General features: G+C 63.8%; 13 protein-coding genes. 12 read left to right on the forward strand and 1 reads right to left on the reverse strand.

Annotated elements, in window-relative coordinates:
• The first annotated feature begins 46 nt into the window (after positions 1-46).
• The 9 genes from HMPREF0291_RS06680 (at position 47) to ffh (ending at position 12,012) form a co-directional block, all read left to right on the forward strand.
• On the forward strand, positions 47-850 hold the full coding sequence (locus tag HMPREF0291_RS06680) for a DivIVA domain-containing protein (protein WP_005289662.1): 804 nt from the start codon (positions 47-49) through the stop codon (positions 848-850).
• A 74-nt stretch (positions 851-924) separates the two neighbouring features.
• Positions 925-1,485 carry a YceD family protein gene (locus HMPREF0291_RS06685; protein ID WP_005289663.1) on the forward strand — a complete coding sequence of 187 codons (561 nt, stop codon included), beginning with the start codon at positions 925-927 and terminating at the stop codon, positions 1,483-1,485.
• Positions 1,485-2,243, forward strand: a complete 759-nt coding sequence (rnc, locus tag HMPREF0291_RS06690) for a ribonuclease III (protein WP_005289664.1) — start codon at positions 1,485-1,487, stop codon at positions 2,241-2,243. The genes HMPREF0291_RS06685 and rnc overlap by 1 nt, the downstream gene beginning before the upstream one ends.
• Positions 2,244-3,080 (forward strand): bifunctional DNA-formamidopyrimidine glycosylase/DNA-(apurinic or apyrimidinic site) lyase, encoded by an 837-nt coding sequence (mutM, locus tag HMPREF0291_RS06695; protein WP_005289665.1) that lies wholly within the window; start codon positions 2,244-2,246, stop codon positions 3,078-3,080. It begins immediately after the preceding gene.
• Between the two features lie 57 nt (positions 3,081-3,137).
• Positions 3,138-4,685 (forward strand): alanine/glycine:cation symporter family protein, encoded by a 1,548-nt coding sequence (locus HMPREF0291_RS06700; RefSeq protein ID WP_050748806.1) that lies wholly within the window; start codon positions 3,138-3,140, stop codon positions 4,683-4,685.
• A 10-nt stretch (positions 4,686-4,695) separates the two neighbouring features.
• On the forward strand, positions 4,696-4,980 hold the full coding sequence (locus HMPREF0291_RS06705) for an acylphosphatase (protein ID WP_040423615.1): 285 nt from the start codon (positions 4,696-4,698) through the stop codon (positions 4,978-4,980).
• A 37-nt stretch (positions 4,981-5,017) separates the two neighbouring features.
• Positions 5,018-8,479 (forward strand): chromosome segregation protein SMC, encoded by a 3,462-nt coding sequence (gene smc, locus HMPREF0291_RS06710; protein WP_005289668.1) that lies wholly within the window; start codon positions 5,018-5,020, stop codon positions 8,477-8,479.
• Between the two features lie 34 nt (positions 8,480-8,513).
• On the forward strand, positions 8,514-10,193 hold the full coding sequence (gene ftsY, locus HMPREF0291_RS06715; protein WP_005289669.1) for a signal recognition particle-docking protein FtsY: 1,680 nt from the start codon (positions 8,514-8,516) through the stop codon (positions 10,191-10,193).
• Positions 10,194-10,269: 76 nt separating this feature from the next.
• The gene (gene ffh, locus HMPREF0291_RS06720) at positions 10,270-12,012 is read left to right on the forward strand and encodes a signal recognition particle protein (RefSeq protein WP_005289670.1); all 1,743 of its coding nucleotides are present in this window, start codon (positions 10,270-10,272) and stop codon (positions 12,010-12,012) included.
• A 124-nt stretch (positions 12,013-12,136) separates the two neighbouring features.
• Here ffh and HMPREF0291_RS06725 read toward each other — a convergent pair whose 3' ends face one another.
• Positions 12,137-14,494, reverse strand: a complete 2,358-nt coding sequence (locus tag HMPREF0291_RS06725) for an acyltransferase family protein (RefSeq protein WP_005289671.1) — start codon at positions 14,492-14,494, stop codon at positions 12,137-12,139.
• Between the two features lie 274 nt (positions 14,495-14,768).
• Between HMPREF0291_RS06725 and rpsP the strand changes: the two genes are divergently transcribed.
• From rpsP to trmD, 3 genes are all read left to right on the forward strand, one after another.
• Positions 14,769-15,293 carry a 30S ribosomal protein S16 gene (gene rpsP, locus HMPREF0291_RS06730; protein WP_005289672.1) on the forward strand — a complete coding sequence of 175 codons (525 nt, stop codon included), beginning with the start codon at positions 14,769-14,771 and terminating at the stop codon, positions 15,291-15,293.
• An 82-nt stretch (positions 15,294-15,375) separates the two neighbouring features.
• Entirely contained in the window at positions 15,376-15,885 is a 510-nt protein-coding gene (rimM, locus tag HMPREF0291_RS06735; RefSeq protein ID WP_005289673.1) for a ribosome maturation factor RimM, read from the forward strand.
• A 2-nt stretch (positions 15,886-15,887) separates the two neighbouring features.
• Positions 15,888-17,093 (forward strand): tRNA (guanosine(37)-N1)-methyltransferase TrmD, encoded by a 1,206-nt coding sequence (trmD, locus tag HMPREF0291_RS06740; protein ID WP_005289674.1) that lies wholly within the window; start codon positions 15,888-15,890, stop codon positions 17,091-17,093.
• The last annotated feature ends 59 nt before the right edge of the window (positions 17,094-17,152 follow it).

The raw sequence follows: 17,152 nt of genomic DNA on the forward strand, positions 1-17,152 counted from the left end.
CCCGGCCTGCCGGGGCTTTAGTGTTTCTACCAGTACTTTAGAAGTCATGTACCGCGTATTTGAAGCATTGGATGAGTTGGTCACCACTGTCGAGCAGGCTTACGGCGTGCCCATGACATCGAACTGCATGGTTCCCCGCAACGAAGTGCTCGCGCTGCTTGACGACATCCGCAACGCCCTCCCCGTCGAAGTCGACGATGCACAAGACGTCCTGGACAAGCAGGACGAGATCCTCCGCGGCGCCGAGGAGCGCGCAGACGAGATGATCGTCGAGGCCGAAGATCAAGCTCAGCGCCTTGTCTCCGACGCCCACAACGAGTCCGAGTCGATGCTGGGTGAGGCGCAGCAGCGCGCCACCATGCTCGTTGCCACCGCCGAAGACGACGCGAACACGCTCGTCGACCGCGCACGCGAGGAGGCCGACACAACGGTCGATCGCGCCCGTCGCGAGTCTGAGCGCCTTATCGCTGACGGTAACGAATCCTACGAGCGCTCTGTGGCCGAAGGCCGCGAAGAGCAGCAGCGTCTCGTCTCCGAGGCTGAGGTCACCCGCCGCGCCGACGAGGAAGCGCACCGTATCGTCGAGACCGCCCACACCGAGTCCAACCGCCTGCGCACTGAATGCGATGAGTACGTCGACTCCAAGTTGGGCGAGTTCGAGGAAACTTTGACCAGTGTGCTGCGCACCGTCTCCTCTGACCGTTCCGCTCTGCGCCACGGCGCCGGAGCATCCGGCCGTGCTACGCACGCCGATGGGTACGCTCGTTACGACCGTGAGCGCGCTGAGCGTCCAGAGCGCCCCGACCGTGCCGACCGCGCTGATCGCGCCCGTCGCCCGCGCTCGAACTAACGCATCACCGCCCCTGCCACCTGCTCTGCCTGAATCTGTCGCGGGGGCGGGGACACGGTAGGCTTGTGCGCGTTATGGCTACGAATCCGTTTGTCTTCGATGTAGCCGACGTCCTGCGCGGCGACGGCCTTCCGAAAACTCTCACTCACACCGGCCCATCCCCTTCACGCATCGGCCCCGAGATGATCGCGATCCCGGAAGGCGCCGAAGTTGAGGTGGAGGCAACGATCACGCCGCTGGGCAGTGGCGTGCTCGTTGATGCTACAGCGACCGCTCAGCTGCAAGGCCAGTGCGTCCGCTGCCTGCGTCCCCTCACCCCGACCGAGACCCTGACCGTCTCCCAGGTCTTTTCCGGTGGAGACGACTTCATCACCGGCGACGCTGAGGATGACGCGGATGCCGGCTCCGGCGACGATGTGCCCCGCATTGTGGACGACACAGTCGATCTGGAACAGGCGTTTGTCGACGAAGCAGGCCTGAACCTGCCGTTCAACCCCACCTGCCAGCCGGAGTGCCCGGAAGATTCCGAGGTTCCCGCGCCCGACGGTATCTCCGAAGAAGAGACGGACCGCGTCGACCCGCGCTGGGCCGGTTTGGAGAAGTTCCTCGGCGACGGGGACAGCGGGAGCAAATAGTGCCGCGGGCGAAGAAGAACAAGATCTCGGGTTCTCAGGCGTGGGCTGAGGCGTTCGCGGGAATCGATCACGCTTCACTGCTCGAGCGTCTCGGTGTTGACGTTGAGCCTGATCTGCTGAAACTGGCGCTGACTCACCGGTCTTTCGCGAATGAGCACGGGACCCTACCGAACAACGAGCGTCTCGAGTTCGTTGGTGACGCCGTGCTGGGCCTCACGATTGCCAACGAGCTGTTCGACCGTTTCCCGTCCCGGCCGGAGTCTGACCTGTCGCCCATGCGCGCCCGCATCGTCTCGCGCTACGGGTTGGCGGATGTTGCTCGCAGCATCGACCTCGGCGCACACGTCCTTTTGGGGAAAGGCGAGGAAGCCACCGGTGGCCGCAAGAAGGACTCGATCTTGGCGGACACGACCGAGGCTGTGCTGGGTGCGATCTACCGGCAGCACGGCTTTGATGTGACCCGCGACGTGATTACCCGGCTCTTCGACGACAAGATCGAGAACGCGCATTGGATCCAGGACTGGAAGACGGAGCTGCAAGAACGCGTCGCAGAGCTCGGCGGCAACCCGCCCGTCTACACCGCCACGGCCAAGGGGCCGGAGCACGAGCAGATCTTCACCGCCGAAGTCGCCATCGACGGGGTTCGCCGTGGCGTAGGCCGCGGCCAGAACAAGAAGACAGCGGAGCAGAACTCGGCCCGCGAGGCATTCTTCTTCCTCAAGGAGCACCCTGAAGCTGTCGCGCTGAGGCAGAAGTAAATGCCCGAACTCCCCGAAGTCGAGGTAGTCCGGCGGGGGTTGGACACGCACATCGTCGGCAGCACCTTCGACACCGTCGAGGTGCTTCACCCGCGCGCTGTGCGCGGCAACGATGTCGATCTCACGGAGATCCTGCCTGGCCTGAGTGTCACGGGCACAGGTAGGCGCGGCAAGTTCATGTGGCTCGAGCTTTCCGACGGCGCCGCGGTCATGGTCCACCTCCGCATGTCCGGCCAGATGATCGTCGGGGAACCAGGGCTCGTCGACAGCCCTCATCTGCGCATCCGCGCGCTCATGCACGGCGTGGGTTCCGCGCCATTCGAGCTCGACTTCATTGACCAGCGCACATTCGGGTCCTGGCAGTATACGCAGCTTATCGACGGCATCCCCGCCGCCATCCCGCATATCGCCCCGGACCCGTTCGAGACGGATTTTGACCCAGTGGCTACCGCCCGTGCGATCCGGAAGAAGAACGTGGCCATTAAGACGGTTTTGCTGGACCAGTCGGTGGTCAGCGGCATCGGTTCTATTTATGCCGACGAGGCGATGTGGGCTGCATGGATCAAACCCACCCGCAAGGGGCGCGCCCTACGGCAGCGCGACGCAGTCCGGTTGCTGGAGGAATCTCGCGCCGTGATGGCCCGCGCGCTCCAGGCAGGCGGAACGAGCTTCGATTCGCTCTACGTCAACGTCAACGGCGCCTCCGGTTACTTCTCCCGATCCTTGAATGCGTACGGGCAGGCGGACGAGCCGTGCGCCCGCTGCGGTACCCCCATCGCCCGGACCGTGGTCAATGGCCGATCCAGTTATTTTTGCCCGGTCTGCCAGGTGCTTTAGGCACTGCTCCTAGTAACCATTACGTCGATGGGGCGGGTTGCCGATAAACTCCCCGGCATGGAAACCGCCTTAAACGTTGTTGACGGCACCATCAACGACATTCTCTGGACATACATCGTTCCACTCTTCCTGGTGCTGGGTGGGCTGTACTTCGGCCTGCGCACGATCTTCGTGCAGATTCGGTCGTTGCCGGACATGTTCAAAGCCATTACCGAGTCCCCAAAGGGCAAGGACCGGGAAGGGCGCGACCTGGATGAGGAATACGGTGGGCTCTCCGCGTTCAAGTCCTTCACCATCTCTGCTGCCTCCCGTGTGGGCACCGGCAACGTCGCCGGTGTTGCCCTGGCTATCTCTGTCGGCGGTCCCGGCGCTGTGTTCTGGATGTGGATGCTCGCCCTTCTCGGAGGAGCGACGGCCTTCGTTGAGTCGACGCTTGCCCAGCTGTGGAAGACCAAGGACGAGGACGGCAACTACCACGGTGGCCCCGCTTACTACATGACCCGCGGTCTGGGCTGGGCCCCGCTGGCCACGATCTTTTCCGTCTTTCTCGCGTTGACCTACGGGTTCGTCTACAACGCCATCCAGACCAACTCGATCGTTGAGGCAGTCGGCGGTTCCCTGGGCACCGACTCACTGGTTATGAAGGGCGCGGTCGCAGCGATTATCGCGGCGCTGACTGCAGTGGTCATCTTCGGCGGTGTCACACGCATCGCTAACTGGACCCAGGTCATCGTGCCGTTCATGGCCGGCGCATACATCATCATCGGTGTCACCGTCGTTGTGTTGAACATCGGCGAGGTCCCTGGCATGGTCAGCCTCATCGTGGGCCACGCCCTCGGCTTCCAGCAGGTTGCTGGTGCCACGGTCGGCTTAGCGCTCATGCAGGGCATGCGCCGCGGCCTGTTCTCCAACGAGGCAGGCATGGGCTCCGCGCCGAACGCTGCCGCCACGGCAACCGTTTCCCACCCGGTCAAGCAGGGCCTGGTGCAAACGCTCGGCGTGTACTTTGACACCCTCATCGTCTGTTCCATCACGGCGTTCGTCGTGCTGCTCGGCCCGGCGGTGAGTTACGGAAAAGACGACATCCAGGGCGCCGCGTTGACCCAGTCCGCGCTGGCTGATTCCGTCGGTGCATGGGGCGCCCACGCGATCACATTCATCTTGTTCTTCCTGGCGTTCTCCTCCGTGCTGGGCAACTACTACCTTGCACAGGCCAATGTGGAGTACCTGACGGAGAACAAGACCGTCATGCTCGTCTTCCGCCTTGTGGTGATTGGCTTCGTCATCTTCGGTGCATTCGGCTCCGTGCCGCTCGTGTGGGCGCTCGGCGACACCATGGCTGGTCTGCTGGCCGTCTTCAACATTGCGGCAATTGTTCCGCTTGGCGGAGTGGCCATCAAGCTGCTGAAGAACTTCAACGAGCAACGCCAGCAGGGCATGGATCCGGTCTTCCACCGCGACATGCTGCCTGAGGTGAAGAACGTCGAGTTCTGGGACGGCTCCGACCCAGTCACCCGCCGCAGCATCGAAGACCGTGTCACCGCACGCGATGCACGCCGCTCTGGCGAGAGCAACGACGAGGGCGGCCTGACAGAAGCACGCTAATCTGGTCTGCATGGCAGACACACGCATGACAGCCCACGTTCACGGACACGTCCAAGGCGTGGGCTTTCGCTATTGGGTGAAATCCCAGGCGAAGAAGCACAACATCACCGGTTACGCGAAGAACCTCGAAGATGGCCGCGTGGAGGTTGTGGCTGAGGGGGAAGAGGCGGACGTCGATAAGCTTCTGGCGCTGTTGCGCGAAGACCCGTCGACGGCTGACCGCCCGGGGAACGTGACTCACGTTGAGGCGCAGCACAGTGAGCCGAAGGGCGCGCAGGGTTTTGAGGAGCGGTAGGTACTCCGTCAACTAACTGTCGACTAGAATCACCCGAATGCACCTCAGTTCGTTGACGCTTAAAGGATTCAAGTCCTTTGCGTCATCGACGACGATGAAATTCGAGCCGGGCATCTGCGCGGTCGTTGGCCCGAACGGTTCTGGCAAGTCGAACGTGGTCGATGCGCTGGCGTGGGTGATGGGGGAGCAGGGGGCCAAGAATCTCCGCGGCGGGAAGATGGAGGACGTCATCTTCGCTGGTGCTGGCGAGCGCAAGCAGCTCGGCCGCGCGGAGGTGACGCTGACGTTCGACAACTCGGACCGCAAGCTGCCAATCGAGTACACGCAGGTGGCCATCACCCGCCGCATGTTCCGCGATGGCGCGTCGGAGTATGAGATCAACGGCTCCAAGGCTCGCCTGATGGATATTCAGGAGCTGCTGTCGGACTCAGGCATTGGCCGCGAGATGCACATCATCGTCGGCCAGGGCAAGCTCAATGAGATTCTCGAGTCGCGCCCGGAGGACCGCCGCGCGTTCATCGAGGAAGCTGCCGGTGTGCTCAAGCACCGCCGCCGCAAGGAGAAAGCACAGCGCAAGCTGACGGGCATGCAGGCGAACCTGGACCGCCTCACCGACCTCACCGACGAGCTGGGCAAGCAGCTCAAGCCGTTGGCGCGCCAAGCTGAAGCCGCGCAGCGGGCGGCGACGGTCCAGGCGGATCTGCGCGACGCTCGCCTGAAAATCGCAGGCCACAGGGTTGTCACTCTTCGCGCGTCGCTTATCGACGCCACTCGCGCAGCCGAACTCCACGCCCAGAAAGTCCAGGACGTCACCGCCGAGTTGGAAGACGCCGAAGGACACCAGCAGACAGTAGAAGAAAACCAGGCACGCGCGACGGCCGCTGCTGACGCTGCGCAACAGCTCTGGTTCGGCCTGTCGTCGCTGGCAGAGCGAACGTCGGCGACACTGCGCATTGCCTCCGAACGCGCCCGTCATGCTGACGAGATTGTGGACTACCGCGGCCAGGATCCGAAGAAGCTGATTGCGCTCGCCGAGCGGGCGGAGGAAGACCACGCCGCGAAACAGGCCGCGCACGACAAGGCCCAGGCTGCATTGAACGCTGTGCTGTCCGAAGTCGCGGAACTGAAGGAGAAAGCCGCCGCGGCCGAAGCTGAGCACAAAGCCCAAGTCAGGGCGATTGCTGACCGGCGTGAAGGCGTAGTCCGCCTGCTCGCCCAGGAGGAGAGCCAAGCGGGAGCGGTTGAGTCCGCCCAGCAAGAAGTGGAAAGGCTTGCGGCAGCGGCGGAGGAGACGCGCCAGCAGGCCCGCAATGCGGAGGAGCAGGCGGCACAAGCTGCTGAGAAGCTGGCGTCCGTCGACAGTGAGCGGGAACCTCTCGTCCAGGCGCACACCCGCGCCGGGGCGGAAGCCGATGCGGCGGAGAAGCGCCTCGACCAGCTCCGTGAGGAGCAAAAACAGCGTGAGAAGACTGTCTACTCTCTATCTGCACGCATCTCCACACTCGCTGAAACCGCCCCGGTCGCCGACGCGGCCGATGTCTTAGGCCAAGGTTTCGCCCCGTTGGCCGACTGGGTCAAGGCAGAAGCAGGGTTGGAGAAAGCTTTGGCAGCGGCGCTCGGCCCGCACGCTGAGGCTCTCGCCGGCGAGGTCGGCGAGGAGGTTGCAAGTGAGCTCGGTCAGGCGACGCGCACAGTGGTGGTGGACACCCAGGCCGGTGGCCGCTCCTGGCGTCTCGACGGTGCACCCCCAGCCGGCACGACCTGGCTGCTCGATCACGTGACACTGGCACCGGAGATCACCGGCCCTGTCACGCGCGTGCTTGTCGATGTCATTCTGGCCAAGAATGTCACCTCCGCCCGTGCTGCGGTGCAGGATGATCCGCGCCTGCGTGCCGTGACGGCGGGCGGCACCGTCGTCGGTGAGGGCTGGATCGCGGCCGGATCCGGTGGTGCGTCGTCGGTTGAGGTCGCCGCCCAGATAGAACAAGCGACAGCGGAACTGGAACGCGCTCAGGCTGCGCTCGATGAGCTCTCCGGCACCCTTGAGGGCGCGAAGATCGCTGCGGAGGAAGCCCGGGTCGCAGCCGCCTCAGCGAAAGCTGCGCTCAAGGAGCACGACGCGCACGCCGCCTCGTGGAAACGCGACCACCAACGCCTGACCAGTCAGGCGCAGCAGGCGCGGCAGCAGCATGAGCGCGCCGCCAAACAAGCCACCGAGGCAGAAATCCGGCTCGCTGACCGGGTGAAGCACCTTGCGGAGACCCGCGACCGGCTGTCCCGGGTCGAGCAGCCCGACACTGACGAAGAGGCAGATTCTACTGCCCGCGACGAGGCAGCTGCGCAACTAGCGGACGCCCGATCCCGCGAAATGGAAGCCACACTGGCCGCCCGTTCCGCCCAACAGGCGGTGGAGCAGGTTGCGGGCCGGGGCGCTGCGCTGCGTCGTCAAGCGGAAAGCGAACAGCAAGCCAAAGCACGTCACGAGGCAGCAATGGCGCGGAAGCGAGCCCAGGCACAGCTCGCCCGGACCGTCGCAGCGCACGCCGAAACGCTGCAGGAACGCATCGCCGACGCGCTCAGCCGCGCGACCGAACAGTGCGACGAGCTCACCTCCCAGGTCAAGCAGCTCACCGTCGCGCAGTCACAGGCGCGCGACAAAGTCAGCGCGTTGCGCCAGCAGTTGAGCCGGCTTGGTGACACCGCACATGCGGCTGACATCGCCCGTGAGCAGGCGCAGGTGCGCACTTCTGAGGCGGAGGAGAAGATCGTCGAGCAGCTCGGCATCGCCATCGACGATCTTCTCGAGGGGTACACGCCCGGCGAAGACTTCGACAAGGATGCCGAAACCAAGCGCCTCAAGCAGGCCGAGAAGGATCTCGCCGCGTTAGGCAAGGTCAACCCGCTGGCGCTGGAAGAGTACAAGGCGATGGAGGAGCGGTACAGCTTCCTGTCCACCCAGCTCGCTGATGTCGTCCAGGCGCGGAAAGATCTCACCGGGGTGATCGATGACGTCGATAAGCAAATCCTGCAGCTGTTCACCGACGCGTGGCACGACGTGGAACGCGAATTCCCCCGCGTATTCCAGACGCTGTTTCCCGGCGGTGAAGCGCGGCTGCTGCTGACTGACCCTTCGGACATGCTCGCCACCGGGATCGAGATCGAGGCGCGTCCCCCGGGCAAGAAGGTCAAACGGCTCTCGCTGCTCTCCGGCGGGGAGAAGTCACTCACGGCGTTGGCGATGCTCGTGGCCATTTTCCGTGCCCGCCCGAGCCCGTTCTACGTGTTGGACGAGGTCGAAGCAGCGCTTGACGACGTCAACCTCCGTCGCCTCATCGCCCTCCTCGAAGAGCTCCGCGAGGACTCGCAGCTCATTGTGATCACCCACCAGAAGCCGACGATGGATGTCGCGAACGTGCTCTACGGCGTGACCATGCGTGGCGACGGTGTGACCCGCGTGATCTCCCAGCGCATGAGCCCCTCGCCGAACCCGCAGGAGTAGGGTGCCGCCCCGCTCGCTGTGATCTGGTGGCACTATGGGGGCCATGATGAATTCAACCGTTCTGTGGATCATTGTCGCCGTCATCGTGGTGCTTCTCATCATCGTGGGCATCATCGTGGTGGTGGGCAACAACCGCAAGAAGTCCAAGACCGTCTCCTTTGACAAGGCGGAGCCGGAGGAGCCGAAGGAACTCACCCAGCAGGAGAAGTCCGGTAACTACCAGGCTAAAGGCGGTTTCAACTTCGCCCCGGCGGGTGCTGCGACCGCGGAGAAAGAGCCCGTGCGTGTCGACGAGCCCTTGAACACGCCGACACCCGCCGAGCCTGAGCCGGCAGCTGCTGCGGCCAGCGCTGAGCCTGATGCTGTGGTGGATGTTGACGGTGATCCGGTCGTCGACGACGACATCGTCGAGGTCGACGAGCCTGTCGAGGTCGAGGAGCCGGTTGAGGAAGAGCCGGTTGAGGACGAACTGCTTGATGACGCACCGGCCGAGGCTGTTGATCCGGACGGTTTGAGCGTGGGTAAGCCACTCGGGGCGATGTCCGCCAATCCGGAAGCTGGTGCGGCTGATGATGCAGCTGAGGATGCCGTGTCTGCCCAGGTGCACGACGACGCAGCCGATGTTGCCGAGCCGGCTGCCCCAGTCAACCAGACCCCGGAGGAGGAAGCAGAAGAAGCGGCTGAAATCGCCCGCACCACTGCGGATGTGGCTGAGGAAGCCCGTGCGCAGACCCCGGTGCCCGAAGGCGAACCTGCCCCTCAGCAGCAGCCACTGGATGACATTGCCCCGGCTGCTGGCCGCATCGGCCGTTTGCGCGGTCGCCTGTCCCGCTCCCAGAACGCCATCGGTCAGGGCCTGCTGGGCATTCTCACCGCCGGTGATTTGGACGAGGACGCGTGGGAAGAGATCGAAGACACCCTCATCATGGCAGACCTCGGTGCAGAGCTGACCATGAAGGTGACGGAGAATCTGCGCGCGAAGATCGCTGAGCGCGGTGTGGCCTCTGAGGAAGAAGCTCGCGCCATGCTGCGGGAGACCCTCATCGAGGCAGGCCGTCCCGAGCTGGACCGCTCCATCAAAGCGATGCCGAATGAGGGCAAGCCCGCCGTCATTCTGGTCGTGGGTGTGAACGGCACCGGCAAGACCACTACGACGGGCAAGCTTGCCCGCGTGCTCATCTCCATGGGCCACCGCGTTGTGCTGGGCGCGGCTGATACCTTCCGTGCTGCAGCCGCCGACCAGCTTGAGACTTGGGGTCGCCGTGTCGGTGCGTCCACGGTCCGTGGTGCTGAGGGTGCTGACCCCGCCGCAGTTGCTTTCGACGCGGTGAAGACCGGCGTCGAGGAGCAGGCTGACGTGGTCATCGTCGACACCGCTGGGCGCCTGCACACCTCGACCGGCCTGATGGATCAGTTGGGCAAGGTCAAGCGCGTCGTCGAGAAGAAGTCTCAGGTCGATGAAGTTCTGCTCGTCCTCGACGCGACAGTGGGGCAGAACGGCCTGACTCAAGCCCGCGTGTTCAAGGACGTTGTGGAGATCACCGGTGTGGTACTGACCAAACTCGACGGCACAGCCAAGGGCGGCATCGTCTTCCAGGTGCAGGAAGAGCTTGGCGTGCCGGTCAAGCTCGTCGGCCTCGGCGAGGGCGCGGACGATCTCGCACCGTTCGAGGTGGAGGGCTTTGTCGACGCGCTGCTGGGCACGTCGAAATAGCAATGTGATTTAGGTGGTGGGTAGCAGCTAGGCTGTACCCACCACTTTTTTCATTTGCTACGAGGGAGCTTTTTTCGTGTTCGAGTCATTGTCAGACCGCTTGCAAACAGCGCTGAAAGGTCTGCGGGGCAAGGGCAAACTCACGGAAGAGGACATTAACGCCACCGCCCGTGAGATCCGCATCGCGCTGCTTGAAGCCGATGTCTCCCTGACCGTCGTCCGCGCCTTCATCAAGCGGGTCAAGGAGCGCGCGCTCGGTGCCGACGTGTCTGAGGCGCTCAACCCGGCGCAGCAAGTGATCAAGATCGTCGACGAGGAACTGACCAACATCCTCGGCGGTGAGACGCGCCGCCTGAACCTGGCGAAGAACCCGCCGACTGTGATTATGCTGGCCGGTCTGCAAGGTGCCGGTAAGACCACCTTGGCCGGCAAGCTCGCACTGCACCTGAAGAAGCAAGGGCACGCCCCCATGCTTGTGGCCTGCGACCTGCAGCGCCCTGGTGCTGTCCAGCAGCTGCAGATCGTCGGCGAGCGCGCCGGGGTGCGTACTTTCGCGCCGGACCCGGGTACCTCGCTGGATTCCGCAGAACACGAAATGGGCACCTCTCACGGCGATCCGGTTTCCGTGGCCCAGGCGAGTATCGACGAAGCCCGCCGCACGAACGCCGACGTGGTCATCATCGATACCGCCGGCCGGCTGGGTATTGACGAAACCCTGATGACCCAGGCCCGCAATATCCGCAACGCGGTCAACCCGGACGAAGTCCTCTTCGTCATCGATGCCATGATCGGCCAGGACGCGGTGACCACCGCGCAAGCCTTCGCTGACGGTGTGGACTTCACCGGTGTCGTGCTGACCAAGCTCGACGGTGACGCCCGTGGTGGTGCAGCACTGTCGATCCGTGAGGTGACGGGCAAGCCGATCCTGTTTGCGTCGACAGGCGAAAAGCTCGAAGACTTCGATGTGTTCCACCCGGACCGCATGTCCAGCCGCATCCTCGGCATGGGTGACCTGCTCTCCCTGATCGAGCAGGCAGAGACCATGATGGACCAGCAGAAGGCGGAAGAAGCCGCCATGAAGCTGGGGTCGGGCGAACTGACGCTGGAGGACTTCCTGGATCAGCTGCTGATGATCCGCCGCATGGGGCCGATCGGCAACCTTCTGAAAATGATGCCCGGCGGCAAGCAAATGAACGACATGGCTGACATGGTCGACGAGAAGCAGCTCGACCGCATCCAGGCCATCATCCGCGGTATGACACCGCAGGAGCGTGAAGATCCGAAAATCCTCAACGCTTCCAGGCGCAAGCGCATCGCTAACGGTTCCGGAGTCACCGTCGCTGACGTCAACCAGCTGGTGGAGCGCTTCTTCGAGGCGAAGAAGATGATGAGCAAGATGGCTAACCAGTTCGGCATGTCCGGAATGCCCGGCATGCCGGGGATGCCTGGCATGGGCGGCGGCCGGTCCGCGACGAAGAAGCAGCCGAAGGGCCGCAAGAACAAGAAGGGCAAGCGCAAGCCGCCGAAGAAGCAGAACGGGCCGAAGATGCCGCCGATGGGCGGAGCGCCCGGTGCCCCGGCAGCCCCCGCCGGTCCTGGTGGAATGCCGGGGATGCCCGGGATGGACGGCCTCGATCCGGCTGAGCTGAAGAAGATTCAGGAGCAGCTGCCTCCCGGCATGGACGGGCTGGACCTAGGCAACCTGAACAACATGGACATGAACGAGATGATGAAGCGCATGGGCGGCATGCCCGGAATGGGAGGCATGCCCGGAATGGGCGGTGGCTTCCCGGGCTTCGGGGGGAAGAGAAAGAAGTAAGGTCCGAGAGTTACTCGGACCCGGAATACTGCTCGAGCTTATAAGCCGATCTGCATGTTTCTCACCAGGGCTTTCACGTGAGCAGTATTACGGAAAACCCCGAGTAGTATTCCGGTGTCGCGCGTTAGTTGAAGATCAATTTGCCCGGTTCTCCCAGCGCGGGGTTGTTCGGGTCCGCGGGTGCGTAGGGTCCGTTGGGGTGAGCCTCGCCGGTAGGGTCCCCGTCGTCGGTGGCAGGGTCAGCATTCTCCGGTGCAGGCGGCGTGGTCGGGCTGCTTTCGCCGGTGGCTTCAGTGGCATCGGTGGCATCGGTGGCATCGGTGGCATCGGTGGCATCGGTGCCGCCGTTGTGCGGAATCTCCAGGGCGTCGAAGATCTCTCTGAGCTTCTCCCACACAAGCGGGGTGGTGGTTCGCGCGTAGGCGTTGGAGATGTGGTTCTGATCGCGGTAGACGTAAAGGTTTCCGATGATCGGCGGGCACAGCGTGTCGTCGCAGAACCAGTCGGACGTATCCAGGGACCACTGCTGGTTCTCAGGGAAGAGGAACGCCTCGCCCGGGTCTTCGTATCCGTAGACGGTTTCGCGGACGGTCGAGCAGGCTTCCATGGAGTTGCCGGCAACGAGGCACTCGTTGGGGTCCATGTGCTCGCCCTCACGGCTGAATACCCACGGGTTGTCGCGAATGCCCAGGAAGGGGATGTCGTTCAGGCGGAGAGTGTCCCACACGTGTGCGTAGGCGGCTGGAACGAGGTCAGGGCCGACACTGCCTTCGCCGGCGCGGCCGGCCGGCCGGGTCGAGGTGGACACCGCCAGGTCCGGGTCGAGGTCGATGATCTTTTGGAAGGCTTGCTGGGACCACTCGGCACACACTTCAGACACAGTGTCCAGATCATCGAGGACTAGCGGGCACTCCTGACGCATGTACGGTACGACCTTGAACCCGTGTTCGCGGCCGAGGATGTCCAGGGGGATGACCCAGGGCTCCGAGTGGGAGCCGCCGAAAAGAACCACGGTGGTGTCGGCTTCGGTGTCGCCGTAAACGCAATGCTCGCCAGGCATTATGTCGGCTGGCTGGTCCATCCAGATCAAGCAGCCGTCATCAACGGTCGGCGGGAACATGTCAGCGATCAAGGTGGGGTCCGGTTCTGCTTGGGCCTCCGGTACATCGGCGCCGAAACGCGCCATCACGCCCGGGTAGGTGGCCGCGTCCAGGACGCCTTCGGCGTTGTCCACTTGGCGGGCAAAGACCGGCTGAATCGCCAGCAGACCTGCCAACAGTAGAGCGATGACGGCGCCGCCGGCGGCGCGGAGGCGGCCAGGAAGCGTCGTCAAGCTTGCTTTGGCGCGTTGAACGGGCTTGTCCGTCGTCTTAGGGCGCTTGGCGTGCTGGCGCAACGGGTCTTCGACCAAGCTGTAGGTCAGGTGCGCGAGCGCGAGCGACAGGCCGATGACGAGGATGCCCAAAGCGATCGACGGCGTGTCGCGTTCCGATCTCACCGTGAACAGAATGAGCAGCGGCCAGTGCCACAAGTAGAGGGAGTAGGCCACCTTGCCCAACCACTTCATCGGGGAGGACGCCAGTACGCGGGCGACAGCGTGATCCGGCCCAGCGACGACGACCAGAGCTGCACCCAGCAGCGGGAGCAGTGCGGCGGGGCCGGGGAATGCCAGCGAGGTGGAGATGACAAAGCCGGTGATCGTGATCATCACTAGGCCGAGACCCGCTGCGAACGAGCGGAGCCGTGCCGGGATGACGTCGGCGAAGGGAATCATGGCCAGCAGTGCACCGAAGCTCAGCTCCCACAGGCGGGAGGGGAAGGCGTAGTAGTTCTCCGGCGTGCCGACGAGCCCGTGCCGCGACGCGTAGGCAAAGGACGCGATAGTGACCAGTGAGAGCACGACAATGGCGCCGCGGCGCAGTCGCTTAACACCGATATGTGCGCGGGTAGCCAACAGCGCCACGATGATGCCGGCCGCGATGGCGAAGAGGTAGAACTGCCCCTGCACACTCATAGACCACAGGTGCTGCAGCGGGGATGTCTCCGAACCCGCGGCGGCATAGGCGGCGTCTTGCGCAGCGAGCTCGTAGTTCTGGTAGTACAACACGGACGCGGTGAACTGCTGAGTCAGCTCTAGGCTGAGCAACTCCGGCGTGAGATACTTGATCCCCAGGTAGGTCGCGGATAGCACCACCGCCAGCGCTGGCAGAAGACGCCGTGCGGTGCGCCATAACGGCCACCATGGGTTGAGCGACGGGTTCGGGCGGACTGCATAGCGCAGCTGCGCACCCATGAAGAAATAACCGGACAGCAGCAGGAAGACATCCACACCACCGGAAACGCGCCCGACGAAGACGTGGAAGACTACGACTAAGGCGATGGCAAACCCGCGCAGGCCGTCAAGGTCGTTGCGGTACGTCAGCCTAGGCAAGGGGGCTTGCCCCTGCTCGCGTGGCTTCTGTGTGCTTACCGTGGTAGTCATGCAATCTTGTCCGGCGTGTCTCGCTCGTATGTTTTGTTGATCCCCGCAGACCTTACCGCGCTTTCCCTGTAAACCTCATAACCCACGCCTCTTTTGGTGTATAGGCCAGCAGCGGGTAGGGTGATTCGAGCTGCGTAAGCGCCGACCCCGGTAGTGCCAGTACAGCACACAACCGGCCGGCCAGTCACACGCAGGGAAATCTAAGGGTTGAACCGGTCCGCCAATAAGTGGCGGATGTCTGCACTGCCCAGTGACCGTAAGGAAGTACTTAAACATGGCTGTCAAGATCAAGCTGCAGCGCGTGGGCAAGATCCGCAATGCCCAGTACCGTGTTGTCGTTGCCGATGCCCGCACCCGTCGCGACGGTCAGGTCATCGAGAACATCGGTATCTACCACCCGAAGGAAGAGCCGTCGCTCATCCGCATCGATTCCGAGCGTGCACAGTACTGGCTCGGCGTCGGCGCACAGCCGACGGAGCCGGTTGCGGCTCTGCTCAAGGTGACCGGCGACTGGCAGAAGCACAAGGGCCTCGACGGTGCAGAGGGCACCCTCAAGGTTGCTGATGAGAAGCCGTCCAAGCTCGACCTGTTCAACCAGGCTCTTGAGGAAGCTGCTGGCGGCCCGACCGCCGAGGCCATCACCGAGAAGCGCAAGAAGGCTAAGGAAGAGGCAGAGGCTAAGGCTGCTGCTGAGGCCGCCGCTGAAGCTGAGGCTGGAGAGGCAGCTGAGGCTGAGGCTGAGTCCGATGACGCTGCTGAGGACGCACCGGCTGAAGAGGCTGAGGCAGAAGAGAACTAGTCGCCATCCCGCGAACCTCTCTGGGCTAGGGCCTGGGGAGGTTTTCTCATGCCCGGAAGGAGATCGCGGTAGCCTGAGCTGCATGGAAATCAGGATTGGCAGGGTAGTGAAGTCCCATGGCGTGCGCGGCGAGGTCGTTGTGGAGCCGCTCGCGGACGACGAGGACATCTTCTTCGCCGAGGGCGAAGTTCTCCACGGCCGCCAGACGGGCAAGGAGCGTGACCTGACCATTAAGTCGGTGCGCCCGCACCAGAAGCGCCTGCTGGTCACGTTCGAGGAGGTTGCGGACCGCACTGCCGCCGATTCGCTGCGCGGCATGCAGTTCTTCGCCGAGCCGCTCGAGCGCGACGAGGACTCCGACGAGTACTACGACCACGAGCTCATCGGTCTGAAAGTGCTCCTTGACCATGCCGGAGGCACGCACATCGGCGAGGTCACGGGCGTGATGACCATGCCCAACCGCAAACTCCTCGAAGTGGATTACCACGGCAAAGAAGTGCTGGTGCCGTTCGTGATGGACATCGTGCCGGAGATCGACCTGGATGAGGGCTACCTGGTGATTACTCCGCCGGAGGGTCTGTTGGAGCTGTGAGCATGAGACTGGACATCATCACGATCTTCCCCGAGTACCTCGACCCGCTGCGCCACGCGCTGCTGGGCAAAGCGATCGAGCAGGGGATCCTCTCCGTCGGCGTGCACAATCTGCGCGACTGGGCCACCGGCAACCACAAAGCGGTGGACGATTCGCCATTCGGTGGCGGCCCCGGCATGGTGATGCTCCCGGAAGTCTGGGGCCAAGCGCTCGATCACGTGGCGCAACTTCCGCTTAGCGACGGCAGCGCCCCCCAACTCCACTCCGCCACCCCGCACCGCAACGACAAAGCGCGCCATGACGACGTCGCCGCTGTGGCGCCGCGGCCGTACCAAGAGGAGCGGGACTACCGGGACGGCGAAGACCCGGATGCACCGCTTCTGCTCGTGCCCACTCCCGCCGGGGCGCCGTTCACGCAGGCGGATGCGCGGGCGTGGTCGCGCGAAGAGCACATTGCTATCGCCTGCGGGCGCTATGAAGGCATTGACCAGCGTGTGTTCGTGGACGCCGCGCAGCGCTACCGGGTGCGGGAGGTCTCCATCGGCGACTACGTGCTCATCGGTGGGGAAGTGGCGGCATTGGTCATCGCCGAGGCCGTGACGCGACTCATTCCCGGCGTGCTGGGCAACACCGAGAGCCACGAGGAAGACAGTTTCTCTGACGGCCTACTCGAGGGACCGTCCTACACTAAGCCGCGTCAGTGGCGGGGACTCTCGGCACCGGAGGTGCTGGTATCGGGAGACCACGGCAAGATCGCCCGGTGGCGCCGTGATGAGGCTTTGCGCAGGACGCAGCAGGTGCGGCCGGAACTCGTCGATAAGCTGCGCGCAGAAGGTGGGCTGGATGGAGATGACCTATTCACGCTCGATGCGCGGGATGTCTCCACCGACATCGCGGTGATCATGAATGCGGTCGCGTGGGAAAAGTCCCAGGGCAAAGTGGCGAAGAAGCTGCGCCGGGCGGGATTCATGGATGCCGCCGTGACAGTGGAGCTGCAGGATCAGATGTGTGTGGTGGACAATGCCGTCGTCACGCAATATTTGCAGGCTGAAGACGGCCCGCTGCTCGATCCGGTGTACCGCGTTGTTGTGGAGGGCCGCACGGCGCTGCCGCTGAAGGACGCGACTCAGGCCGTGGTCAACGCACTTCCCGGTGTCCAGTACTGGTACGGAACGACGACGGAGAAAACCGCACGGCGATTTGGGTGAACCCCTGGTGGTGTGCTTGAATATTCGGGTCATGTAGCCGACACGAACCAGCCGAGCGC

Origin of the sequence: Corynebacterium genitalium ATCC 33030 (assembly GCF_000143825.1) — a bacterium.
Classification (GTDB): domain Bacteria; phylum Actinomycetota; class Actinomycetes; order Mycobacteriales; family Mycobacteriaceae; genus Corynebacterium; species Corynebacterium genitalium.